The sequence below is a fragment of the Micromonospora sp. CPCC 205739 genome (genome assembly GCF_036906795.1).
GTDB lineage: Bacteria > Actinomycetota > Actinomycetes > Mycobacteriales > Micromonosporaceae > Micromonospora.
In genome coordinates this window covers 327491-350104 of record NZ_JBAKHS010000001.1, presented here as the reverse complement: position 1 = coordinate 350104, position 22614 = coordinate 327491, and the positions used below count along the sequence as shown (strand labels likewise).

The window sequence follows — 22614 nt, the reverse complement described above, 5'->3', positions numbered from 1 at the left end:
CGTGAGTCTCACCATCGGCATCGTCGGCCTGCCCAACGTCGGCAAGAGCACCCTCTTCAACGCGCTCACCAAGAACGACGTGCTCGCCGCGAACTACCCGTTCGCCACGATCGAGCCCAACGTCGGCGTGGTCGGGCTGCCGGACGAGCGGCTGGGCAAGCTCGCCGAGATCTTCTCCTCGCAGAAGGTGCTGCCCGCGCCGGTGTCGTTCGTCGACATCGCCGGCCTGGTGCGCGGCGCCTCCAAGGGACAGGGCCGGGGCAACGCCTTCCTGGCCAACATCCGCGACGCCTCGGCGATCTGCCAGGTGGTGCGCGCGTTCTCCGACCCGAACGTGGTGCACGTCGACGGCAAGGTCTCCCCGGCCGACGACATCGAGACGATCAACACCGAGCTGATCCTCGCCGACCTGCAGACCCTGGAGAAGGCGCTGCCGCGGTTGGAGAAGGAGGCCAAGCTCCGCAAGGACCGCGCCGCCGCCGTCGCCGCCGCCAAGGCCGCCGTCGACGTGCTCGACGGTGGCACCACGCTCTACGCCGGCGCCGCCGCCGCGAAGATCGAGCTGGAGCACCTGCGCGAGCTGCACCTGCTCACCACCAAGCCCTTCCTGTACGTCTTCAACGTCGACGAGGCCGAGCTGGCCAACGCCGAGTTCCTCGACGAGCTGCGTGCGCTGGTCGCGCCCGCCGAGGCCGTCTTCATGGACGCGAAGATCGAGTCCGAGCTGGTGGACCTGCCCGAGGAGGAGGCCCGCGAACTGCTGGAGTCGATCGGGCAGCACGAGCCCGGCCTCGACCAGCTCGTCCGGGTCGGCTTCCGCACGCTCGGGCTCCAGACGTACCTGACGGCGGGTCCCAAGGAGGCGCGCGCCTGGACCGTCCCGGTCGGCGCGACCGCGCCGGAGGCCGCGGGCGTCATCCACAGCGACTTCCAGCGCGGCTTCATCAAGGCCGAGGTCGTCTCCTACGCCGACCTGGTCGAGGCCGGATCGATGGCGGCGGCCAAGGCCGCCGGCAAGGTCCGGATCGAGGGCAAGGAGTACGTCATGCAGGACGGCGACGTGGTGGAGTTCCGCTTCAACGTCTGAACCCGGCCCGTTCCCGCAGGTCAGGCGGTTGGGCCGGCGCTCTGGGGCACACCGGGGGCACAGCCCCATGCGTCATCGACGGCGCGACGGGTGCGTTCCTCGGGGTCCGGCATCAGGTGGCCGTAGGTCGACAGGACCAGGGTCGCGTTCTCGTGCCCCAGCCGGTCGGCGACCACGATGACCGACTCGCCCTGCATCAGCAGGACCGAGGCGTAGTGATGCCGCAGATCGTGACTCGTGGTGCTCTTCGGCAGTCCGGCCCGCTCGACCGCTGATGAAAAGATCAGCGAGCCGTAGTAGTCGTGCCGGTACGGCCCGGCGAAGCGGGTGGTGAAGATGGTGCCGTCAGTCGTCGGCGGAAACTGTGCCGAGTGCTCACGGATGGCGGTCGCCACCACCTGGGGAAGCGGGGCGGTCCGGGACCGGCGGGTCTTCGGTTCGATGCGCACCTTGGATTGCGGCGCGAACTGCCATTCGATCCGAACCGTCCGAGTGGCGTAGTCGACTTCCTGGACGCGCAGCGCGAGCAGCTCGCCGAGGCGCAGCCCGAGGCCGGCTTGCACGATCACCATGGCGCGGTTGCGGGCGGGCATCGCGTCGGCCAGGGCGCGGACCTGGTCGACGGTGAGCGGCACGATCCGCTCTCGATGGGCTGACGGCAGGCTGACCCGGACCACGGGGGAGCGGCCGACGAGCCGATCCAGCACCGAAGCCTGGCCGGGCCACGGTCGCAGGTCAATGAAACAAGTAGCCGAGATGAGGACGTTCGTCGCGACGCTCCCGACGACTCTGGAGGGCGTTCCTCCGACCCCGCCCGGCGGTGAGCAACGGCACCCTCAGTGGGTCAATCCGGGCCAGCAAGAGTCGGAAAGGATGTCTCCATGGTGACTCTGTTGGACGGCGTACTGGCAGACCTGGGGCTGAGGGACCTCGCCGGGCCCCGGCTGGCCGGAGATCCACAGCCTGCGGTGCTGGCTTCACCGCTCGCAGTCGCCGAATGCGCAATCGTGTCCGTGGCCGCCAGTCTCACGGCTGCCGCTGATCTGGCTTCTGCGCGCACCGGTCGGCGGCCTGACATCGCGCTCGACACGGAACATGTGGCGGCGGCGATGCGCAGCGAGGTTTGGCTTCGCGACGCAAACGGGCGGGGGATCGACGGCTTCGCTCCACTGTCCCGATTGTGGCGGGCTGCGGACGGTTGGGTGCGCACCCATGCCAACTACCCGTGGCATCGGAAGGCTCTGCTGGCGTCCCTCGGTGTGAACGACGGTCGAGACGCCGAGGTTCAGGCGCAGTTGGCTGACGTCATTGCCGCGCGCCCGGCGTTGGAGGTCGAGCGTGTCGTGTACGCCGCGGGAGGGCTGGCCGTGGCGGCTCGTACGCAGGCCCAGTGGCAAGTAGACAGCCAAGGCAGCACGGCGGGGACGTCGCCGCTCGTGAGCATGGTGCCGCTCAGCAGTGGCTCGCTGCCGCTGGCCGAGCCGGGCCAGCTTCCGGCGTCGGGGTTGAAGGTGCTTGATCTGACGCGAGTCATCGCAGGCCCCGTTGGTACCCGGATGCTGGGCGCGCTCGGTGCCGACGTGCTACGAGTCGATGATCCGCATCGCCCGGAGTTGGCGCTGCATGCCGTCGATGGAGTGGTCGGTAAGGCAAGCGCAAGCCTGGATGCCAGCACGGCGGACGGCCGTCAAGCTCTGCATCGCCTTCTCGACCAAGCCGACGTTCTCGTGACCGGCTACCGGCCCGGAGCGCTGCGCCGTCTCGGTCTGGACCCTGACCAGGTTGCGGACCAGCACCCCGGCACCATCGTCGTCACGCTTTCGGCTTGGGGCACGGCCGGAACCTGGGGCGCACGGCGCGGTTTCGACAGCCTGGTGCAAATCGCCACCGGCATCGGCTGGGCTACAAGCACGGATGGCATCCAACCCGGCGCGCTGCCCTGCCAGCTGCTCGACCACGCCACCGGCTACCTCATCGCTGCTGGTGCACTGGCCGCACTGGGTCGACGCGCCCGCACCGGCGACGCCACCCACGTCTCTGTATCCCTCGCCAGGACGGCACGATGGCTGCTCGACCAAGGCATCATGCCAGCCAGGCAGAGCGCGGGCGATGACCCGAAGCGCCAAGCCGACACCTACCGAACAGCACTCGGGAACGGGTGGAGCACGATCAGCCCACCAGGTCAACTCGACGGCCGCCCGCTGAGCTGGCCCCACCTACCACCCGCCTACGCTCAAGCGCCGCCCGATTGGAGCTGAACGCCTGCGGCCATCCTGCGAGGGGGCTCGAGCTACGCCATAGGTCCGGCGGCGACCATGAACAGTGGACCTGAAGAAACGGCGTCACACCATCCGCTATTGCCGCGATGCGCGCCCCTGTCGCGGACCGTGAGGCCTCCGCGACTCCTCTTGAGGATCATGTCGGGCATCAGGTGGGACGCGAGCGTCAAGCATGTCCCGTGACAGGACACCGACCGGCTGCCGGATGTCGGGTCTCAGGACCTGCGTGACAGATCAGTCTCGGAACGTGCGCGACACGTCTGGCTAGACGATCTTCACGCCGAGTTCCTGCGCCGACGAGAGGGCTGCGATCATCAGCAGATGGAGTTCGTGCTGGATCCGCCGCACGGGGTCGGCCCGCTGCGGCTCGGGATGACGATCGACGAGGCCCGTGCCGCGCTCGAGACGCTCGGTCCGCTGAGTTCGACCGCCTACGGCGAGGTTGCCCTGCACCTGCCGAGCGGGCTTGGGTTCAGCCTGGGCTTCGGTGTCGGTCCGACAAGGGATCGGGTCAACGGGATCGAGGTGTGGCGCCCGACCGAACGGGACGTCGTGCGGTACCGGGACGTAGACCTATTTGGGCTGCCAGCACTAGAAGTCGTGGAGCGCCTACGTCGCCATGTGGACCTCAGACCGAACGAGGACGACGACGGCTTCACCGCGCGGGAGCTGTACCTCGCCCTGTGGCGACCGTCCGCCGCAGACGACGACCCGGACGAGGAACAGGGTTACTTCTTCCAATCGGTACTCCTGGCTCGGCCCGGCTACGACGACACACCAGCCGAGGCGGCAGCACGCCTCGCCGCTGGCGGCCAAACGGGCTACTGATCTACCTGAACCCCTAACCGACGTGGGTCAAGGAGTCTGCCGGGGCACACACGGGGCACAAGACAGCGTGAAACGTCGGCAAGGACTGGCGAATGACGTAAGTCGAAGACGGGCCGTGACCAGCGCGCCGGCCAGGCTGCCGCAGGTCACGCGACCGCCCGTCTAAGTTCCGCTTCAACGTCTGGGCCCGGCCTGTTGTCGCAGGTCACGGCCGGGTGGCGCCCCTTCCTGGAAGGGCGGGCCGGCGGCATACGGGATGGCATCGCGCCTCATGGGGTCATTCGACCAGCGGAGCACCGCGCCAGCGCCATTCCTTCAGCTGGGATCGTCCGGGCAGCTCGATCCGGCCCGTGGACCACCGCAGCGCCGCCCACGGGTCCACCCGGGCCAGCTCCTGCGCCGCTTCGGGGAACAGCCGAGCGAGTACCCGGGTGCAGACGTCACGTGGTGGATCGACGGCGAGACCGAGGCCCTGCGCGATGTCGTCGCCGTGCAGCAACGTCTCCACGCACCCCATCGCGGCGAAGCCTTCCGGATCGGCTCGACCGGTGGGGTGGTAGGCCCGAACCTCCGGTCCGGACGCGCGTACCGTGGCTGCCAAAATACGGCCACCCGCCTCAGCGAACTCCAGTACCTCTTCCGCGGAAGCGTCCTTGTCAGCGTTCGCCATGAAGCGCACGTACCGCTTCTCAGGCCGGGCCACGAGCTGGCCCGCGAACGACATCAGGCAATCACCGATGTGCTCGGCGGTGTGCCAGCAGTCCCACTCCAGGCTGCCTGCCCGCGCGGACCAGTCCAGGCCCGTCGCTGGTCGTAGGGTGGCGACAACGCTGGACATTGCTGCGTCGAGATCATCGGCGGTGACCGCCACGATTTCCTCCAGGTTTGCGAGGCCGATGCCGCACCGGCCGTGGTCAGTGCAGCCAACCTGCCTGATGGGTGTGACGAACTGTGCGACAACCGTCCGATTTCGGCCTGTTCCTCCCCGGTCAGGACGGCAGCGGGGACGGCGTCGGCGAGGCGGCCTGCCCCGACGCTGACGAATGGCCGGTGTCCCATCGGGTACGCGGGCTGCGGAACGCGAAGGACCGATTGTCCGGTGCGGAGACGCACGGCTGAACCGACGTACGCGAGAAGGGATGCCTGCGATGAAGGACAGAATCCTGAAGGGGTTGCGCAGGAGGGTGAACGCGGTCGTGGTGCGCCGTCGGGGCAAGGACGCCGTGATCAACAAGCCGACCGGCGCCAAGCGGCCCGGCAGGCGTTTTCAGTGAGAGCGCGACCGGCCGGGGGCTGATGGCCTCCCGGCCGGCGGCGAGCCCGGGATCAGGTAGCGGACCGACCAGCGGGCGTCAGTGGCAGAGGGACTCGATGAACGGCTCGAAGTCGGGGAACTCGGCCTGCGCCGCCTCGATCACCTCGGACGCGGTCTGTCGCGCCTGCGGCGCGTACCGCTCGGCGATCGCGGCGCGGCGCACGTCCGGGCGGGGCCGGTGCTCGTGCCGCGGCCACATCGTCGCCTCCAGCGGGCCGAAGCCGCCCGCGAGCAGCCAGAGGTAGGCCGCCAGATCGCGGGCGACCACGGACATCTCACCCTCGGAGCCGAGGAACACCACCGGCTGCCGTTCGATCGGCTCGCCGGGGCGGACCAGCCAGCAGGCCGCCAGCCCGCCCGTGCCGTCCTGGCCGAAGATCCGGAACTCGACCCCGTCCATCGAGGGGTTGCCGCTCCACGCCTGCCACCACTCGGCGGTCTCGGCGAGGGTGAGGAAGGCGTCGTACGGCTCGAAATCGATGCCGTCGCCGCCGTCGTAGTCGAAGCCGCCGTCGTGGGCCTCCCGCAGCGCGGCGGGGAGCGTGAGTTGTCCTCCGGTCACCGCCGCACCCTAGCGGCGGCCCCCGACACGTCCGCTCGGCTCGACGCCTGCGACTCGGTCTCCTGCCTCGGTTGCTGGTCCGGGCGGCGGACCAGCAGGTAGCAGCGCTGCGTCTCGGCCTCCTGCGGGTGGTGCGCCCGCTCCAGCCGCGCCTCCTCAATGAAGCCGGCCTCGCGCAGCGCCCCGGCGACGGTCTCCACCTCGAAGAAGTGGAAGTCCACGTCGACCTCGTGGCCCCACCAGTCGGTCAGGCGCCGGACCTCGGCTCCGACGTGGAAGGCCACCAGCAGCACGCCGCCGGGTCGCAGCACCCGCCGCATCTCGACGAAGGCCGGCCGCAGCTCCGTGCGCCGCAAGTGGATGACCGAGTAGAGCGCGACCGCCGCGCCGAACTCACCGTCCGCCGCCGGCAGGCTCAGCAGGTCGCCCTCGCGGAACTCCACCCCGGGGTACGCGCACCGGCCGGCGGCGACCATCGCGGGGGAGAGGTCGACGCCGACGGTCGGGAGGCCGCGCTCCGCGAGCCAGGCAGCGACATGCCCCGGCCCGCAGCCCAGATCGGCCACCGGCCCGTCGCCTACCCCCTCGACCAGCGCCGCGAGCAGCGCCCGGTCCAGTGGCTTGGCGGCCAGTTCGACGCCGATGCGTTCCCGGTACGTCTCGGCCACCGTGTCGTAGCTGCGCCGTACCCGGTCGTGGTCTGCGGCGCGGGACATGGCACCAGCCTGCCAGGGGCGGGCCGGTGGCCCAGGAGGCGGGTTCAGCCCGCGGGCGACGGCGGGTCGACCCACTGGGTCATGTCGACGAGCACGTCGCAGTAGTCGTCGGGTACGTCGATCCGCGGCTGGATCGCCAGGTCACCGACCCGGATGAGGGACTCGAGTTCCTGAGGCAGGCTCGCGGCGATCCCCCGGATGGCGTGGCCGTTGGCGTGCCTGAGTGGAAAGTCGGTGCCGTAGGTCGTGCCGTCTTCGGCGGCCCTGAGGTACGCCCGGCACCGCTGGCCGGCCTGGAGCATGAATCCGGTGAACGTGAAGACCTCGGCGAACCACGGTGGATCACCGCCGTAGGCGAGCATGGCGAACAGCCGGGCAAGGCCGTGCTCGGGACCGACCCGACCGGCCAGCGCGGCGATCTCCGCCGGCGATACCGCCACGATCGCGTTCTGGTGATTGTCCCGGGTGAGCGACGGGTCGCTGCGATGCCGCTCAAAGTCGGCCGTCAGGACGGTGCGGACATGGTCGACTGCCGCCTCCGCGCGCAGTACCTCGCCGTTGTCGGCCAACCTCTCCAGCGCGAACTCGGCGGCGACCCCGGGCCCGGCGTCGCCGGTCCACAGCGCGATTCTCGTGTGCCCGTCGTCCGCGCGGACGATGCCCCTGACCGTGGGACGACCTGGGGACGCCGTCACCAGAAGCGGCAGCGTGCTCCGCAGCATGAACTGGTGGACGGCGTCCCTCAGGCTGTGCGCCATTCTCCGGCAACTCCTCGATTCAGTTCCGAGCTACGACGGGACCTTGTTGACCCAGTCAGGGCACTTGTTCTCGCCCTGGCAGTAGGCGGTGATCACGCCGACCGGTTTGCCGTCGGGAGTCACGTAGGCGTAATCGCTGCTGTGGCTGGCGTTCTGCGTGATGACCCGGACAATTTTGTGGATCGCGCCGCTGCCCGTGTTCACCACGTAGGCGATGTACTCGATCCGGTTGCCGTTTATCTTGTCCGGCTTGGTCGTCTTGAAGGCGGCTTCCAGGGGAGCGAAACTCCGGAGATTGTGCCGAACGGCGTAGTGATTGTATCCAAGTGCGCCGTTGCCCAGTCGGACCGGCACGGTCCGCTTGGACCGGTCCCGGTACTCCTTCAAGATGATCCACCACTCGGCCGGCTTGCCGCCGCCCGGATCCATCCCGATCCCAGGAGCGGCGCCGGACGCCTGCCTGTCGCTCGTGGCGACCGTGACCCTGGCCTCGTCCGCCAGCTCGGACACCTTCGGCGGGACCGTGGCCGGCACGCCCCACTGCTGCTCGTACTGCTCGGGTGAGAGGAAGGTGACGGTCGCTGTGGCCGGCTGGTCGGTGCCTTCCGGCGCCGCGTGGACGGCGGTCGCGCCGGTTGTCAGGACGCCGACGATGGTGGCAGCCGCTACGACTCCCCGCACCGTGGCCAACGACTTCTTCATTTCTTTCCTGCGCAAGGCGCCTCCCCGTGATAGCCAGTCCGATCTGGTAGGAGGCTAGTCGAATGTGGATTGCGATGTATGTCGATGCATCTGTGACAAGGTCCACAGGATTCTCGGACTCGTCGATATTTACGACTGCAAATATTGGCGCGAAGTCTCCGGATCAGCTGATGTAGTGCAGGATCACGTTGTGCACGTGGTGGCTCTTCTGCGCGCCCCGGAACTCCACCTCGTAGGTGTGCGTTCCGACGTGGATGGCGATCGCCCCGGTGGAGAAGAAGGACCCGCCCCACGACTTGTTGCTCACCACGCTCACGCTGGTGATCTTCGAGTACGGGATGCTGGTGATGGCGTACCGCTTGCCGACGAAGGACCGGTCCTGGATGATCACGCGCCGGTCGGTGAGTCCGATGAAGCCGGTGCCGGTGCCGACGGCGTCGTAGACGGCGATGATCTGCTCTCCGTCGAGCAGTCCACTCTGGATCTGCTGGAACTGCTCCTTGCGGTCGTACGTCGCATTGGCCATGGGTCCCACGGTAGGAAGCGGACGCCAGCGGCCCGGTCGACTAGTCTGCACGCCGCACGGGGGATGCGGGGGAAGGAACCTGACATGACCACGGATGAGACCAGGGCGAGGCGACCGGCAGGCCCCACCGAGCCGGCCGCGGGCGAGTGGGAGCCGTGGGCGGGAGCCCCGCCGCGCGGCCGGACGAGCCGCCTGGCCGTCGCCGCCTTCGTCCTCGGGCTGCTGGGCGGCGTGCTGGGGGCCGTCCTCGGGGTGGTCGCGCTGCGCCGGATCGGACGGACCGGAAAGCGGGGGCGGGGCCTCGCCGTCGCCGGGGTGGTGCTCTGCGGCGTCTGGGCGCTGGTGCTGGTGCTGGTCCTGACCGGGGTGCTGTCCCGGCCCGACCCGGCGGGCGGCGGCGTCCGGGGCCTGCGGGCGGGTGACTGCTTCCGCGTCGACGACACCCCCACCGGTACGCGCACCGCGCCGGAGGAGGTCAGCACGGTGCTCTGCACCGCACCGCACGACGCGGAGCTGGTCGACCGCGTCCCCGGATACGAGCGGCACGCCGACGAGGCGTACCCGGGCACGGCCGCGCTGTCGGCACGGGCCGAGACGGCCTGCCGGCAGCGGCAGCGCGGCTACGTCCTCGACCCGCTCTCGCTCCCGACGGACGTGCGGCTGCGCTGGTACGTCCCGTCGCGGGTCGAGTGGCAGACCTATCCGCAGATCACCTGCTACCTCGCCGGGTCGACGCCGCTGACCCGGCCACTGCGGCAGGACGCGACGGTGGTCCGCCCCGAACAGCTCGCCTACCTGACGGCGACCCGGGAGCTCGACGAGGCCCGGGCCGTCCTGGCCGCCCAGGGCGCGACCGCCGCGCCGGCCGAGCTGCGCGCCATGGTGGAGCGTGCGGCGACCGCCAACGGCAGGTTCTGGCTCGCGCTCAGCGCCTACGCGTGGCCGGCGGAGGCCAAGGAGCCGATGGTGAAGCTGATCGCTGAGGCGCAGGAGGCCGCGGCGTCCTGGCGGGATGCCGAGAAGGCCCCCGACCGCGACCGGATGCTCCGGCTGGTGGCGCAGGCCGAGCAGCGCCGCGAGCCGCAGACCGAGCTGGCCGTACGCCGGGCCCTGGGGCTGTCCACCGTGCAGGGCGAACCGGCCCGCTGACACACCCAGCCCCGCCGGTCGCGTCGGAAGGACGCGGCGCGGCGGGGCTGCGGGGGTCAGTGGTTGGTGCGCGGGTCGTCGTCGCGGGTGCGGCTGCCCGACTTCGCCAGGCCGCGGCTGACCAGGTAACCGATGGTCAGCAGGGTGATGTACCACCAGGCCTTGTCGGCGGCGAAGTAGTCTCCGCCGTTGTCGGCGGCCCCGTCGCCGACGGCGTTCGAGGCGATCAGCACGCCGATCACGGAGAGCAGGTAGACGGCCAGCTCGGTGGTCTTCCACGAGGGCTTGGTCTCCTCGCCGTGCCGACGCGCGACGCGCACGTCGTGGTGGCCGAGGTGGTCGCCGTGGTGGTCGACGCCGTGGGTGGTGAGGTTGGTGCCGGTGGGCGTGGTCATCGTCAGCTCCTGAGGGGCGTGGCTTCGGGGTAGTTCGTCCTCTATCGGGCGGTATCGACCCGCCCGTACCGAAGCTTGTACCCTGGGCCTGTTTGCCCAAACGACGGATTCTCAGGGAAGTCTCAGGAGAGGCCGCTCGGCCGGTCCGGTCCGCACGTTCCGGCGAGGCCGGGTGGCAGCGGTGGGAACTAGCCTGGCAGTGACGCCGCCGGTCGCCCGGGGGCGCGGCGGACGGGGGCCGACGATGGACACCTGCCACAGGGCTGCGGCGGTGCGCCGTGCCGCTCAGGGGCCGGTGACCGCCCGGTACGCGTCCTCGATGCGGGCGGCCAGCAGGACCTCACCCTCGGTCAGCGGCTCGCCGTCGCCGTGCCCGACCCGGATCTGGGTCTCGTCGTCCCGGCGGCTGATCTCCGGACGCAGCCGGAGTGCGTCCGCGACCACCTTGACCCGCTCGGTCAGTGCGGCGTGCTGGGTGTCGTCCATGACGAGGATCCGCCGGATCTGCTCACCTTCCCGGGTCCACCCGGTGAGGAGCGTCAGCGCGTCGCTGAGGTAGTCGTGCTTCGCCCGGCTGTTGAACAGCCCGCGCATCACCGCACCTCCCAGGCGTCGTTGCCGGCTTGTGGCCAAATCGTCGCCGTCCCGTGTCCTCGCGATGTTTACCAGTCTGTCGTCGGCGGGACGGTGTGTCCACGCCCACACTTCCGTGTTCTGCTGACCTACCGGTCGGGCACGGTACCCAAACCGACGATTGATCTGGCACGCTGGACGCCCGTGCGGACCGAACGGGTAGGCGGAAGCGGGCAGGCCGAGCGGCGTGAGCCGAAGGTGGTCGTCGGAGCGGCGATCATCCGCGACGGGCAGGTGCTGGCCTGTGCGCGGTCGGCCCCGCCGGAGGTGGCCGGGATGTACGAGTTCCCCGGCGGCAAGGTCGAGCCGGGTGAGAGCGAGACCGACGCGCTGGTCCGCGAGTGCGCCGAGGAGCTGGCCGTACGCGTCGAGATCGGCGACCGCGTCGGCCGCGACGTCCGGATGGCCCATGGCCGCTCGGTGCTGAAGGTGTACGTCGCCCGGCTCCTGCACGACGACCAGCCCAAGGCGCTGGAGCACCAGGGCATGCGCTGGCTCTCCGCCGCCGAGCTGGACTCCGTCACCTGGCTCCCCGCCGACGTTCCCATCGTGGCCGCCCTCCGCCCTCTCCTGCGTCCCGCCCCCTGATCCCGCCGGCGCTGCCGTCGGGCATGAGGGTGGTGCCGCGACCCGTCGACTCGACAGGCGTACCTCGCGCGGGAAACCGACAGGGAGGCGGAAAGGGGACGGGGGCCGACGGCTGTCGCCGCGGCCCCCGTCGTTGCTGTCGTGCTCAGTGCTTCTTCTCGTCCTGGCTCGGGTGGGCGAAGTTGAGGTGCTCCGGCGGCAGCGGGAAGGTGACGTCGTCGCCGAACGGCGACGGCGCGGCCGCCCGGTCGAAGGTCAGCTCCGTCAGCGGCAGCTTGCCGGTGGCGTCGACCGCCGGGGCGGTCGGGTGCGGGACCTCGCGGTGCCAGTTCACACCCTGCTGGGCCTGGATCTCGGCGCTGGGGTCGTGCGACCTACCGGCGTGCGAGTGGACTCCAGCCTGACGAGCGCTGCTGTGCACCACGGACTCCTTCCCCGCGCTGCTCGCGGTGCTCTGGGGCGTGTCACCCCGACGGAAGATCTTGCTACCAAGCCACACGAGGGGATCGTACCTGCGGTCGACGACCCGCTCCTTCATGGGGATGATCCCGTTGTCAGTGATCTTGATGTGCTCGGGGCAGACCTCGGTGCAGCACTTGGTGATGTTGCAGAATCCGAGCCCCTGCTCGGCCTGCGCGTACTCCCTGCGGTCGGTCTTCGCGTCCAGCGGGTGCATGTCCAGCTCGGCGGCCCGGATGAAGTACCGCGGGCCGGCGAAGGCCTGCTTGTTCTCCTCGTGGTCGCGGATCACGTGGCAGACGTTCTGGCACAGGAAGCACTCGATGCACTTGCGGAACTCCTGCGAGCGCTCCACGTCGACCTGCTGCATCCGGTAGTCACCGGGGGCCACGCCGGCCGGCGGCGCGAAGGCCGGCGTCTCCCGCGCCTTCTCGTAGTTGAACGAGACGTCGGTGACCAGGTCCCGGATGACCGGGAAGGTGCGCAGCGGGGTGACGGTGACCGTCTCGCCCTCCTCGAAGGTCGACATCCGGGTCATGCAGCTCAGCCGCGGCTTGCCGTTGATCTCCATCGAGCAGGAGCCGCACTTGCCCGCCTTGCAGTTCCACCGGCAGGCCAGGTCGGGTGCGTCGGTGGCCTGGAGCCGGTGGATGACGTCGAGGACCACCTCGCCCTCGTTGACCTCGACCATGTAGTCCTGCAGGTCGCCGCCGCTCTCGTCGCCCCGCCAGATCCGGAACTGTCGCTTGTTGCCCATTACTTGCCCGCCTCCTCAGCGAGGGCGTCGAACGCCGCAAGCTCCTCGTCGGTCAGGTACTTGGCCAGCTCGGCACGGTCGAAGAGGCCGATCAGCTCCGGCCGCATCGTCGGCAGCGGCTTGTGGTCCAGGCGTACGGTGTCGCCGTCCAGGGAGCAGACCAGGTTCACCCGCCGCCACTTCGGCTCCATCGCCGGGAAGTCCTCCCGGGTGTGCCCGCCTCGGGACTCCTGCCGCTCCAGCGCGGCCTTCGCGGTGCACTCGGACACCACCAGCATGTTGCGCAGGTCCAGGGCCAGGTGCCAGCCCGGGTTGTAGCGCCGCCCGCCGCTGGCGCTGACCTTGGCGACCCGCTCGCGCAGCTCGGCCAGCCGGCGCAGCGCGTCCACCAGCTCGCCCTCCCGGCGGATGATGCCGACCAGGTCCCCCATCACTGCCTGGAGGTCCTGCTGGAGGGTGTACGGGCTCTCGCCGGTGTCCCGTTGCAGGGGCGCCAGGGCCGTCTCCACGGCCGCCTCGACGGCGGCGATCGACACCTTCGGCCGCCCGCCGAGCTGCTCGGTGTACGACGCCGCGTGCCCGCCGGCCCGCTTGCCGAAGACCAGCAGGTCGGACAGGGAGTTGCCGCCGAGCCGGTTGGAGCCGTGCATGCCGCCGGAGACCTCGCCCGCGGCGAAGAGCCCCTGCACGGTGCCGTACGCGGCGCCCGAGTCCGGGTCTACCTCGACGCCGCCCATCACGTAGTGGCAGGTCGGGCCGACCTCCATCGGCTCCTTCGTGATGTCGACGTCGGCCAGCTCCTTGAACTGGTGGTACATCGACGGCAGCCGGCGGCGGATCTCCTCGGCCGGCAGCCGGGAGGCGATGTCCAGGTAGACGCCGCCGGCGGGGGTGCCCCGGCCGGCCTTGACCTCACTGTTGATCGCCCGGGCCACCTCGTCGCGGGGAAGCAGCTCCGGCGGACGCCGGTTGTTGTCCGGGTCGTCGTACCAGCGGTCGGCCTCCTCCTCGGTCTCCGCGTACTGCTTGCGGAAGACGTCGGGGACGTAGTCGAACATGAACCGCTTGCCGTCGGAGTTCTTCAGCACGCCGCCGTCGCCGCGGACCGACTCGGTGACCAGGATGCCCTTCACCGAGGGCGGCCAGACCATGCCGGTGGGGTGGAACTGGAGGAACTCCATGTTGATCAGCGTCGCCCCGGCGCGCAGCGCCAGCGCGTGGCCGTCCCCGGTGTACTCCCACGAGTTCGAGGTGACCTTGTAGGAGCGGCCGACCCCGCCGGTGGCCAGCACCACGGCCGGGGCCTCGAAGAGGATGAACTCGCCGGACTCCCGGTAGTAGCCGAACGCGCCGGCGACCCGGTCGCCGTCGAGCAGCAGCTCGGTGATGGTGGTCTCGGAGAAGACCTTGATCCGGGCCTCGTAGTCGCCGAGGTCGCGCTTGTCCTCCTGCTGGAGCGAGACGATCTTCTGCTGGAGGGTGCGGATCAGCTCCAGGCCGGTGCGGTCGCCGACGTGCGCCAGCCGCGGGTACTCGTGGCCGCCGAAGTTGCGCTGGGAGATCTTCCCGTCCTTGGTGCGGTCGAAGAGCGCCCCGTACGTCTCCAGCTCCCAGATCCGCTGCGGCGACTCCTTCGCGTGCAGCTCGGCCATCCGGAAGTTGTTGAGGAACTTGCCGCCGCGCATGGTGTCGCGGAAGTGGACCTGCCAGTTGTCCCGGTTGTTCACGTTGCCCATGGCGGCCGCCGCGCCGCCCTCGGCCATCACGGTGTGCGCCTTGCCGAAGAGCGACTTGGAGATGATCGCGGTCTTCTTGCCGGCCAGCCGGGCCTCGATCGCCGCGCGCAGGCCGGCGCCGCCGGCCCCGATCACGACGACGTCGTAGTGGTGTCGTTCGATTCGCGTCTCAGTCATGTCCAGGGGCCCTTAGTTGATGAACCGCAGGTCGTTGATCCACTCCGCGGCGACCGCCATGACGTAGAAGTCCGTCAGGGCGAGCGTGCCGAGGGTGATCCAGGCGAGCTGCATGTGCCGGACGTTGAGGGCGGAGATGAAGGTCCAGGCCTTGTAGCGCATCGGAGCCTTCGAGAAGTGCTTGAGCCGCCCGCCGATGATGTGCCGGCAGGAGTGGCAGGAGATGGTGTACGCCCAGAGCATCACCACGTTGCCGAGCAGGATGATGTTGCCCAGCCCGAAGCCGAAGCCCTTGGGGGAGTGGAAGGCCAGGATCGCGTCCCAGGTGTTGATCAGCGAGATGATCGCGGCGGCGTAGAAGAAGTAGCGGTGCAGGTTCTGCCCGAGCAGCGGGAACCGCGTCTCGCCGCTGTACGCCTTGTGCCCGTCCGGCACCGCGCAGGCCGGCGGCGACAGCCAGAACGAGCGGTAGTACGCCTTGCGGTAGTAGTAGCAGGTCAACCGGAACAGCAGCAGGAACGGCAGGGTCAGCGCGGCGTCCGGGATGATCCACCAGCCGGGCAGGAACCGGCCGAAGTGCGAGGCGCCCTCGATGCACCGGTCGGTCACGCACGGGGAGTAGAACGGGGTCAGGTAGTGGTAGGTGTCGACCCAGTACCACTTGTGCATGAAGACCCGGACCGTCGCGTACGCGACCCAGGCGCTGAGCCCGAGGAAGGTGAGCAGTGGGGCGAGCCACCATCGGTCGGTCCGCAACGTCTTCGCCGCGATGGCGGCGCGCGCCCGCGCCAGCGGCCTCGTTGCCGTTGATGTCATTCGAGTCGTCTCCCTGACGGGGCCCTCGCGGGCGGCGGATCACGTTCCGAACGGTCAGCGGACCGGCGAGACCGCGTCCACTGTCACGTCTTGCGCACACCAACGACCGCACCGGCATGTCGGCGCAGCTAAGTGACACACGTTACGCCGATCTCCACGGCCCGGCCGCGCAACGCAGTGTCCCGTGTGTCCCGCAGGTTGGAAAGACCCGGAGCATGATCAATGTCCGGTGACGAGAAAAGATCGTCTCTCGTCGACCCGGCCGGTCAGCCGGAGGCCCCGCCGGTGAAGTTCCACGCGGCCAGGCGCAGCGGGGGCGCCTCCCACCAGACCCCGTCCAGCCGGTCCGGCTGGCGGACCGGCCGGCGGCCGAGGCCGAGCACCGCGCCCGGCGCCAGGGCCCGCGGGTACGACTCGGTGAACCGGAGGTCGCGTACGGCCCGGGTCGGCACGCCGTCCTCGACCAGCCACACCCCGTTGCGGGTCAGGCCGGTGATCACCAGGCTCTTCGGGTCGAGCACCCGGGTGTACCAGAAGTCGCTGACCAGCAGCCCCCGCTGCATCCCGGCGACCAGCGCGGCGGTGTCCCGGTCCACCAGCGCCCCGGGTGCGGGGTCGGCGTCACCGTCGAGCTGCCCACCGTCGCCGGCCGGGGCGAGCAGGCGCAGGTTGCGGGGGATCGGGCCGAAGGTGGACGCGCCGACCATCCCGTGGCCGGTGGACCCGGTGCCCACCTCGGCGCCGCTGCGCCGGTCGTGGGCCACCGCCCGGGTCACCCCGGCCTCGACCAGCGGCAGCGCCCGCCGGGCGGTGCCCTCCAGGTCGTACGGGAGGGCGGAGGCGTGCAGCGGGTCGTCGACCAGGGTCACCGACGGGTCGAACTGGTCGGCGCCCGGCTCGGCGAAGGACTGCCGCTCGGCGTACCGCTTGCCGTTGAAGCCGTACCAGGAGAAGTTCTGCAACAGGTCGGCCACCGCGGCCGGCTCCAGCACCACCTCGTACCGCCCCGGGGGCAGCTCCACCGGGTCGGCGGCGGCGCGCGCCTTGCCGGCGGCCCGGGTGCCCAGCGCCGCCCCGTCGAGGTCGGCGAGGCGGTCGGTGCAGAGCCGGGCCACCCCGTCGGCGCCACCGGCCCGGGCGATGCCGTCCATCGCCGCCTCGGTGGTACGCCCCTGCGCGGTGTGGCCGGCGGAGTTGGCGAACGCCCCGGACCGGTACGACGTCCGGCAGTAGCCGGCCGCCTCCAGGCCGCCCACCGCGTCGACGAAGGCGCGGACCCGATCCGCCCGGGCGTCCGGCTCTGCGTAGGCGGTGTCCTCGTCGAGCAGGCCGCTGGAGCGCACCGCCGTGGGTGGGGTCACCCCCGGCCAGGCCGGGTCCGGCGGGCAGAGCCGGGCCGCCGTCACCGTCCGCTCGACCAGCGCGCGCAGCCCGTCGGCGTCGACCAGGCTGCCACCGCCGGCGGCGGTCCGGCCGTCGACGTGCAGGCGCAGGCGCACCGAGACGCCGGATTCGGCGACGTTCTGGTGGATGAACGAGTTGGCGAACCGGGTCAGCGCCAGGTCGTGCCGGGTCACCGCCACCTCGGCCTGCGCGTCGGGGCCGGCGATCCGGCGGACCAGCTCGACCACCTGACCGGCGACGTCCAGCTCGGTCATGCGCGTACCCCCACTCGGACGCCGCGGAAGCGGGCAGGCGCGGCCGGGTGGCCGGTGTGGCCGACCTGGCCGGGCTGGCCCTTTCCACAGTTGGGCGTGCCCCAGGCGACGGTCTCGGAGGAGAGCATGTCCATCGAGCGCCAGAAGAGCGGACCGATGCCGGTGTAGGTGGGGTTGCGCAGCATCCGCCCGCGCCGGCCCTTCTTCACCTCCCAGCCGATCTCGCAGCCGAACTGGAAGTTGAGCCGCTTGTCGTCAATCGACCAGGAGCGGTTGACGTCCATCAGCACCCCGTCGTCGGTGGCGGCGATGATCTCGTCGAGCGTGTGCGGGCCGGGCTCCAGGCCCACGTTGGTCATCCGCACCATCGGCAGCCGGGCCCAGCCGTCGGCCCGTACGCTGCCGCCGTGGTCGAGACCGGCGACGGCGGCCGAGTCCCGACCGGCGAGCACGCCCACCCAGCGCCCCTCGCGGACCGCGTCCCGGCGCACCGCCGGGGAGCCCTCGTCGTCGAAGCCGAAGCTGCCCAGCGCGCCCGGGATGGTCGGGTCGATGGTGACGTTCATCAGCTCGGAGCCGTAGCGCAGCGAGCCGAGCTGGGCCAGGTCCAACCAGGACGTGCCGGCGAAGGCGGCCTCCCAGCCGAGGATGCGGTCCAGCTCGATGGCGTGGCCGACCGACTCGTGGATCTGCAACGCGAGTTGCTCGCCGCCGAGGATGAGGTCGGTCTCGCCGGTCGGGCACTCGGGCGCGGTGAGCAGCGCCCGGGACTCCTCGGCGATCCGGGCGGCGTGCGCGGTGAGGTCCAGCGACTCGACCAGCTCCCAGCCGGTGGTGCCGTACTGGCCCCGGTAGCTGGGGTAGGAGCGGCGCTGGGTCTCGCCGTCGCCGATGGAGGTGGCCGAGATGCCGCCGCCGCACTCGCGGATGCGCTGGTCGATCCGGTGCCCCTCGCTGGAGACGAACCACTTGGCGGTGTCCCAGATCTGGTAGAGCCCCTCGGCCAGGTCGGCGCCGTGCTCCCGCATGGTGGCGGTGGCGCCGACCAGCAGGTCGCCCTTGTCGGAGAGGGCGACCCCGAGCGGGTCGACCCGGCAATCAGAGGCCCAGCTCGCCACGGCCGCCTCGGTCCGCACCAGGTCGATCGGCGGGCCGGGCACCCGCGCGCTCGCGGCGGCGACCGCCGCGGCGCGCCGACCGGCATCGCGGGCGGCGGCGTCGGACAGCTCGGGTACGGCGTGGAAGCCCCAGCTCGACCCGACCAGCGCCCGCACCCCCAGGCCGATGCTCTCGTCCTGGGTCAGCTCCTCGATCGCGCCGTTGCGGGCCGACATCGACTCGTAGCGGCGGTGCATCACCCGGGCGTCCGCGTACCGGGCGCCCGCGTCGAGAGCGGCCTGGACGGCGGCCGACGCCGCGTCGAACTCGGTCATGCGCCCGACCCTAGGCGAGCCGGCCGACATCCGTCAGCCGACGAGATCCTCGGGCCGGATGGTGGCGTGCACGGGCTCGGTCAGCGTCAGGGTCTCGCCGCGCTTGACCGTGAGATGTTCGACGTAGTTGCGGCCCCGGCGGCGGAAGAGGCGCAGGCCCCCTGTCTCCTGCTCGACCAGGAGGTACCACTCGATGCCGGCGGCGGCGTAGTAGTGCATCTTCAGCACCTTGTCGGTGGCCGCGTTGCTCGGCGAGATGATCTCGCAGATGAGCCGGACGTCGGTCGCCTCGATCATGAGTTCGTCCAGGTCAACCGGCCCAGTGATGACAAGATCGGGAATGGGGATCCGGCCCGGTCGGAGCCGGACGTTCACCGACTCCAGGAGTTCCAGCCCGGCGGTCTCCGCCGCGGCTTCGAGGATGTTGCCGAACTTGCGCGAGATGCGCTGGTGGCGGGGAGTGGGGGCTGGGGTCACGTGGAGGCTCCCGTCGAAGAGTTCGACGCGTTGCTGCGTCTCGCCGAGGGCGAGGTACTCCTCTTCGGTCCACGGTCCCTCGTGGCCGAACACCGCCGCGGTCATGGTCACCTCCACCTCGTGCCGGCGGGAATCCTCCCGTGGGTGCCGTCACCATGGTCGCACCCGAGGTGCGGCCGTGGTGGCACGACATCGAGTTGCCGAGGTGGATGTCCTGGTGAGGACTGTTCACGCCCGTTGTCGACTCGTTACGCTGTGGGACGCTGACAGCTCCGCCCTTGTAGCTTATTTTCGCCCTCAGAACTTTGTTGTAGGTTCTCTACAACCTGAGGGAGGCGGTCGTGGACAGTCCGGAACCCGTGCCGTCCGCGCAGTCGGACGACCGCCCCGGCGTGTCGGAGCAGCGCGCCGACGAGGCGCCCCACCTGCGCGTCGAGGACCTGCGGGTGCGGTTCGACACCACCGACGGCGTGGTGCGCGCGGTCGACGGGGTGTCCTTCTCGGTGGCGCGCGGGCGCACGCTCGGCATCGTCGGCGAGTCCGGCTCGGGCAAGAGCGTCACCTCGCTGGCCATCCTGGGCCTGCACGACGCCAAGCGGACCACCATCACCGGCCAGATCACCCTCGGCGGGCGGCAACTCGTCGGCCTCCCCGACGAGGAGGTGCGCCGGCTGCGCGGCCGGGACATGGCGATGATCTTCCAGGACCCGCTGTCCGCGCTGCACCCGTACTACACGGTCGGCCGGCAGATCGCCGAGGCGTACCGGGTGCACCACCCGGGGGCGAGCCGGCGGGAGGCCCGTACCCGGGCGGTCGACATGCTCGGCCGGGTGGGCATCCCACAGCCGGCCCGCCGCTTCGACCAGTACCCGCACGAGTTCTCCGGCGGCATGCGGCAGCGGGCGATGATTGCGATGGCGCTGGTCAACGACCCGGACCTGCTGATCGCCGACGAGCCGACCACCGCACTCGACGTGACCGTGCAGGCGCAGATCCTGGACCTGCTGACCGACCTGCAGGCCGAGTTCCACTCGGCGATCATCCTGATCACCCACGATCTCGGCGTGGTCTCCCAGGTCGCCGACGACGTGCTGGTGATGTACGGCGGCCGGGCGGTCGAGCGGGGCACCGTCGAGCAGGTGCTGCGGCGCCCGCAGCACCCGTACACCTGGGGGTTGCTGTCGAGCGTGCCCTCGCTGCACGGCGACGCCGAGGCGGACCTGCTGCCGATCCCCGGCACGCCGCCCTCGCTGATCAACCTGCCGCCGGGCTGCGCCTTCCACCCGCGCTGCCGGTACGCCGGCCGCAACGGCGACCGCTCCCGCACGGAGGTTCCCGAGCTGGGCCCGGCGGGCGAGGCCGGGCACCTGGTCGCCTGCCACCTGCCGGCGGCCGACCGCAGCCGGCTCTACCAGGAGGACGTGGCACACGTGGGGGTGGCCCGATGAGTGAGACCGAGCCGCTGCTGCGGGTACGCGGGCTGAGCAAGCACTTCCCGGTGCGTACCGGACTGCGCAGCCGGGGACTGGTGCGCGCGGTCGACGGGCTGGACTTCGACGTGCGGGCGGGGGAGACCCTGGGCCTGGTCGGGGAGTCGGGCTGCGGCAAGACCACCACCGGTCGGATGCTGGTGCGGCTGCTGGAGCCCAGCGCCGGGACCATCGAGTTCGACGGCCGGGACATCACCCACGCCCGGCGGCGGGAGCTGCGGCCGCTGCGGCAGGACCTCCAGATCATCTTCCAGGACCCGTACGCCTCGCTGAACCCCCGGCACACCGTCGGCCGGATCGTGGCGATGCCGTTGCAGGTCAACGGCATCGACCCGCCGGGCGGGGTGCGCAAGCGGGTGCAGGAGCTGCTGGAGCTGGTCGGGCTCAACCCGGAGCACTACAACCGCTACCCGCACGAGTTCTCCGGCGGGCAGCGGCAGCGCATCGGCATCGCCCGGGCGCTGGCGCTGCGGCCGAAGCTGATCGTCGCCGACGAGCCGGTCTCCGCGCTGGACGTCTCCATCCAGGCGCAGGTGATCAACCTGCTCCGGGACCTGCAACGCGACCTCGACCTGGCGTTCGTGTTCATCGCCCACGACCTGGCTGTGGTGCGGCACTTCTGCCAGCGGGTCGCCGTCATGTACCTCGGGCGGATCGTCGAGATCGGCGACCGGGCGGACATCTACGAGCGGCCCCAGCACCCGTACACCCGGGCTCTGCTGTCGGCGATCCCGGACGTGACGGCGCTCGGCCCGGCCGGGCGGATCCGGCTGGCCGGCGACGTGCCGACGCCGCTGGACCCGCCCTCGGGCTGCCGGTTCCGGACCCGGTGCTGGAAGGCGCAGGACATCTGCGCCACCGAGGAGCCGGCCCTGGTGCCTCGCGACGGCGGCCGGCAGTCCACCGCCTGCCACTTCCCCGAAGGGGAATCGGCCGGCACGAGCCCGGAGTCGGGCCCGGTGGCCGCCGCCGGCCCGGCGGTCCCGGTGCAGGCGACGGCCACGGCGGAGTCGACGGCTCCGGCCGGATCGGTGGGCGCGAGCGGCGAGGAGGTGGCGAAGTGAGTCTGTCCCCGATCGAGGGCGTGGCGCTGGCGGAGATCGAGTCCGGCGGCGACGGCGACGCGCCGCGGAGCAGAGGCGTCGTCGGCCGGTCACCCGGCCAGCTCGCGCTGGCCCGGCTGCGCCGGGACCGGACCGCCCGGGTCAGTGCCGCCCTGCTGGTCTTCTTCGTGGTGGTCGCGCTGGTCGCCCCGCTGTTGTCCATCGTGTACGGCGTCGGTCCCGGCGAGGACTTCAAGGACAAGCTGGACCGGTGCTGCGGAATGCCGCTGGGCTACCTGGGCGGCATCTCCGGCGAGCACTGGTTCGGGCTGGAGCCCGGCACCGGCCGGGACATCTTCATCCGGATGGTGTACGGCCTGCGGACCTCCCTGCTGATCGCCTTCTCGGCGGCGGTGCTCAGCACCGCGCTCGGCGTGACGCTCGGCGTCGTCGCCGGCTACCTGGGCGGCTGGGTGGACGCGGTGATCACCTGGATCACCGACCTGGTCCTCGCCATGCCGTTCCTGATCATCGCGCTGGCCCTGGCGCCGACCCTGGTGCTGCGCTTCTACGGCGAGCGCGACGCGGTGCCCGAGGCGTTTGGGGTGGGGATGCTGATCGTGATCTTCGCGGTCTTCGGCTGGACCAGCACCGCCCGGCTGGTTCGCGGGCAGGTGATCGCGCTGCGCGAGCGGGAGTTCGTCGAGGCGGCCCGGGCCAGCGGTGCCGGCCTGGGGCACATGCTCTTCCGGCAGCTGCTGCCGAACATCTGGGCGCCGATCCTGGTGGCCTTCTCGCTGGCGGTGCCGCAGTTCATCACCAGCGAGGCGGCGCTGGCCTTCATCGGCGTCGGGCTGACCGACGAGACGCCGAGCTTCGGCCGGATGATCTACCGGAGCCTGGACTACCTCCAGACCGACCCGGCGTACGTCTTCTTCCCCGGCGTCACCATCTTCGCGCTGGTGCTGGCCTTCAACCTCTTCGGGGACGCGCTGCGCGACGCGCTCGACCCGAAGTCGTCGCGGTAGGG

At 70.8% G+C, this 22614-nt stretch carries 24 protein-coding genes; 9 read left to right on the top strand and 15 right to left on the bottom strand.

The annotated features are described in order from the left end of the window. Position 1 precedes the first annotated feature (1 nt). A complete protein-coding gene (ychF, locus tag V6U88_RS01650) occupies positions 2-1087 on the top strand; it encodes a redox-regulated ATPase YchF (RefSeq protein ID WP_334449251.1) in 1086 nt (361 codons plus the stop codon). 20 nt (positions 1088-1107) lie between these two features. Here ychF and V6U88_RS01645 read toward each other — a convergent pair whose 3' ends face one another. Further along, positions 1108-1722, bottom strand: a complete 615-nt coding sequence (locus V6U88_RS01645; RefSeq protein ID WP_334449249.1) for a tyrosine-type recombinase/integrase — start codon at positions 1720-1722, stop codon at positions 1108-1110. A 246-nt stretch (positions 1723-1968) separates the two neighbouring features. On the opposite strand from V6U88_RS01645, the gene V6U88_RS01640 reads away from it, so the two are divergent. Next, the gene (locus V6U88_RS01640; RefSeq protein WP_334449248.1) at positions 1969-3345 is read left to right on the top strand and encodes a CoA transferase; all 1377 of its coding nucleotides are present in this window, start codon (positions 1969-1971) and stop codon (positions 3343-3345) included. Between the two features lie 342 nt (positions 3346-3687). Further along, on the top strand, positions 3688-4194 hold the full coding sequence (locus tag V6U88_RS01635) for a hypothetical protein (protein WP_334449247.1): 507 nt from the start codon (positions 3688-3690) through the stop codon (positions 4192-4194). Between the two features lie 277 nt (positions 4195-4471). Here V6U88_RS01635 and V6U88_RS01630 read toward each other — a convergent pair whose 3' ends face one another. Beyond that, the gene (locus V6U88_RS01630; protein WP_334449246.1) at positions 4472-5065 is read right to left on the bottom strand and encodes a hypothetical protein; all 594 of its coding nucleotides are present in this window, start codon (positions 5063-5065) and stop codon (positions 4472-4474) included. A gap of 277 nt (positions 5066-5342) precedes the next feature. Here V6U88_RS01630 and V6U88_RS01625 point away from each other — a divergent pair, with 277 nt between their 5' ends. Then, a complete protein-coding gene (locus tag V6U88_RS01625; protein WP_334449245.1) occupies positions 5343-5468 on the top strand; it encodes a hypothetical protein in 126 nt (41 codons plus the stop codon). Between the two features lie 78 nt (positions 5469-5546). Here the strand turns inward: V6U88_RS01625 and V6U88_RS01620 are convergent, their stop codons facing one another. The 5 genes from V6U88_RS01620 to V6U88_RS01600 form a co-directional block, all read right to left on the bottom strand. Further along, complete coding sequence (locus V6U88_RS01620; RefSeq protein ID WP_334449244.1) at positions 5547-6071, bottom strand: SMI1/KNR4 family protein; 525 nt, start codon at positions 6069-6071, stop codon at positions 5547-5549. Continuing rightward, a complete protein-coding gene (locus V6U88_RS01615) occupies positions 6068-6787 on the bottom strand; it encodes a class I SAM-dependent methyltransferase (protein ID WP_334449243.1) in 720 nt (239 codons plus the stop codon). Before V6U88_RS01615 ends, V6U88_RS01620 begins: the two co-directional genes overlap by 4 nt. Positions 6788-6831: 44 nt before the next feature. Beyond that, positions 6832-7356 carry a hypothetical protein gene (locus tag V6U88_RS01610; RefSeq protein ID WP_334449241.1) on the bottom strand — a complete coding sequence of 175 codons (525 nt, stop codon included), beginning with the start codon at positions 7354-7356 and terminating at the stop codon, positions 6832-6834. 219 nt (positions 7357-7575) lie between these two features. After that, positions 7576-8247, bottom strand: a complete 672-nt coding sequence (locus tag V6U88_RS01605) for a hypothetical protein (RefSeq protein ID WP_334449240.1) — start codon at positions 8245-8247, stop codon at positions 7576-7578. A gap of 163 nt (positions 8248-8410) precedes the next feature. After that, positions 8411-8773 carry a PH domain-containing protein gene (locus V6U88_RS01600; protein WP_334449238.1) on the bottom strand — a complete coding sequence of 121 codons (363 nt, stop codon included), beginning with the start codon at positions 8771-8773 and terminating at the stop codon, positions 8411-8413. An 84-nt stretch (positions 8774-8857) separates the two neighbouring features. Here V6U88_RS01600 and V6U88_RS01595 point away from each other — a divergent pair, with 84 nt between their 5' ends. Beyond that, positions 8858-9922 (top strand): DUF4190 domain-containing protein, encoded by a 1065-nt coding sequence (locus V6U88_RS01595; protein WP_334449237.1) that lies wholly within the window; start codon positions 8858-8860, stop codon positions 9920-9922. 56 nt (positions 9923-9978) lie between these two features. Here the strand turns inward: V6U88_RS01595 and V6U88_RS01590 are convergent, their stop codons facing one another. Further along, positions 9979-10317: a hypothetical protein gene (locus tag V6U88_RS01590; protein WP_334449235.1), complete on the bottom strand. Its 339-nt coding sequence runs from the start codon at positions 10315-10317 to the stop codon at positions 9979-9981. A 285-nt stretch (positions 10318-10602) separates the two neighbouring features. Beyond that, a complete protein-coding gene (locus V6U88_RS01585; RefSeq protein ID WP_334449234.1) occupies positions 10603-10911 on the bottom strand; it encodes a 4a-hydroxytetrahydrobiopterin dehydratase in 309 nt (102 codons plus the stop codon). A gap of 237 nt (positions 10912-11148) precedes the next feature. Here V6U88_RS01585 and V6U88_RS01580 point away from each other — a divergent pair, with 237 nt between their 5' ends. Further along, entirely contained in the window at positions 11149-11538 is a 390-nt protein-coding gene (locus V6U88_RS01580; RefSeq protein ID WP_442934557.1) for a (deoxy)nucleoside triphosphate pyrophosphohydrolase, read from the top strand. Between the two features lie 145 nt (positions 11539-11683). On the opposite strand, the gene V6U88_RS01575 is transcribed toward V6U88_RS01580, so the two are convergent. The 6 genes from V6U88_RS01575 to V6U88_RS01550 all read right to left on the bottom strand — a co-directional run bounded on the left by V6U88_RS01575 (position 11684) and on the right by V6U88_RS01550 (position 19156). Next, entirely contained in the window at positions 11684-12754 is a 1071-nt protein-coding gene (locus V6U88_RS01575; protein ID WP_334449230.1) for a succinate dehydrogenase/fumarate reductase iron-sulfur subunit, read from the bottom strand. Further along, a complete protein-coding gene (locus V6U88_RS01570) occupies positions 12754-14667 on the bottom strand; it encodes a fumarate reductase/succinate dehydrogenase flavoprotein subunit (protein WP_334449228.1) in 1914 nt (637 codons plus the stop codon). Before V6U88_RS01570 ends, V6U88_RS01575 begins: the two co-directional genes overlap by 1 nt. A 12-nt stretch (positions 14668-14679) precedes the next feature. Beyond that, entirely contained in the window at positions 14680-15483 is an 804-nt protein-coding gene (locus V6U88_RS01565; RefSeq protein ID WP_334449226.1) for a hypothetical protein, read from the bottom strand. Positions 15484-15749: 266 nt separating this feature from the next. Beyond that, positions 15750-17141 (bottom strand): TldD/PmbA family protein, encoded by a 1392-nt coding sequence (locus V6U88_RS01560; protein ID WP_334449224.1) that lies wholly within the window; start codon positions 17139-17141, stop codon positions 15750-15752. After that, positions 17138-18574 (bottom strand): TldD/PmbA family protein, encoded by a 1437-nt coding sequence (locus tag V6U88_RS01555; protein WP_334449222.1) that lies wholly within the window; start codon positions 18572-18574, stop codon positions 17138-17140. Before V6U88_RS01555 ends, V6U88_RS01560 begins: the two co-directional genes overlap by 4 nt. Positions 18575-18607: 33 nt before the next feature. Beyond that, on the bottom strand, positions 18608-19156 hold the full coding sequence (locus V6U88_RS01550; protein WP_334449220.1) for a Uma2 family endonuclease: 549 nt from the start codon (positions 19154-19156) through the stop codon (positions 18608-18610). 287 nt (positions 19157-19443) lie between these two features. Here V6U88_RS01550 and V6U88_RS01545 point away from each other — a divergent pair, with 287 nt between their 5' ends. From V6U88_RS01545 to V6U88_RS01535, 3 genes are read left to right on the top strand one after another with little or no spacing between them, the layout of a single operon-like run. Further along, a complete protein-coding gene (locus tag V6U88_RS01545; protein ID WP_334449875.1) occupies positions 19444-20499 on the top strand; it encodes an ABC transporter ATP-binding protein in 1056 nt (351 codons plus the stop codon). Next, on the top strand, positions 20496-21605 hold the full coding sequence (locus V6U88_RS01540) for an ABC transporter ATP-binding protein (protein ID WP_334449217.1): 1110 nt from the start codon (positions 20496-20498) through the stop codon (positions 21603-21605). Before V6U88_RS01545 ends, V6U88_RS01540 begins: the two co-directional genes overlap by 4 nt. Continuing rightward, on the top strand, positions 21602-22612 hold the full coding sequence (locus V6U88_RS01535) for an ABC transporter permease (RefSeq protein ID WP_334449215.1): 1011 nt from the start codon (positions 21602-21604) through the stop codon (positions 22610-22612). Before V6U88_RS01540 ends, V6U88_RS01535 begins: the two co-directional genes overlap by 4 nt. Positions 22613-22614 lie beyond the last annotated feature (2 nt).

Coding starts and splice junctions, on each gene's coding strand:
- V6U88_RS01640 (WP_334449248.1), top strand. CDS start 1,969: ATGGTGACTCTGTTGGACGGCGTACTGGCAGACCTGGGGCTGAGGGAC.
- V6U88_RS01635 (WP_334449247.1), top strand. CDS start 3,688: ATGGAGTTCGTGCTGGATCCGCCGCACGGGGTCGGCCCGCTGCGGCTC.
- V6U88_RS01625 (WP_334449245.1), top strand. CDS start 5,343: ATGAAGGACAGAATCCTGAAGGGGTTGCGCAGGAGGGTGAACGCGGTC.
- V6U88_RS01615 (WP_334449243.1), bottom strand. CDS start 6,787: ATGTCCCGCGCCGCAGACCACGACCGGGTACGGCGCAGCTACGACACG.
- V6U88_RS01605 (WP_334449240.1), bottom strand. CDS start 8,247: ATGAAGAAGTCGTTGGCCACGGTGCGGGGAGTCGTAGCGGCTGCCACC.
- V6U88_RS01600 (WP_334449238.1), bottom strand. CDS start 8,773: ATGGCCAATGCGACGTACGACCGCAAGGAGCAGTTCCAGCAGATCCAG.
- V6U88_RS01595 (WP_334449237.1), top strand. CDS start 8,858: ATGACCACGGATGAGACCAGGGCGAGGCGACCGGCAGGCCCCACCGAG.
- V6U88_RS01590 (WP_334449235.1), bottom strand. CDS start 10,317: ATGACCACGCCCACCGGCACCAACCTCACCACCCACGGCGTCGACCAC.
- V6U88_RS01585 (WP_334449234.1), bottom strand. CDS start 10,911: ATGCGCGGGCTGTTCAACAGCCGGGCGAAGCACGACTACCTCAGCGAC.
- V6U88_RS01575 (WP_334449230.1), bottom strand. CDS start 12,754: ATGGGCAACAAGCGACAGTTCCGGATCTGGCGGGGCGACGAGAGCGGC.
- V6U88_RS01570 (WP_334449228.1), bottom strand. CDS start 14,667: ATGACTGAGACGCGAATCGAACGACACCACTACGACGTCGTCGTGATC.
- V6U88_RS01565 (WP_334449226.1), bottom strand. CDS start 15,483: ATGACATCAACGGCAACGAGGCCGCTGGCGCGGGCGCGCGCCGCCATC.
- V6U88_RS01560 (WP_334449224.1), bottom strand. CDS start 17,141: ATGACCGAGCTGGACGTCGCCGGTCAGGTGGTCGAGCTGGTCCGCCGG.
- V6U88_RS01555 (WP_334449222.1), bottom strand. CDS start 18,574: ATGACCGAGTTCGACGCGGCGTCGGCCGCCGTCCAGGCCGCTCTCGAC.
- V6U88_RS01550 (WP_334449220.1), bottom strand. CDS start 19,156: ATGACCGCGGCGGTGTTCGGCCACGAGGGACCGTGGACCGAAGAGGAG.
- V6U88_RS01540 (WP_334449217.1), top strand. CDS start 20,496: ATGAGTGAGACCGAGCCGCTGCTGCGGGTACGCGGGCTGAGCAAGCAC.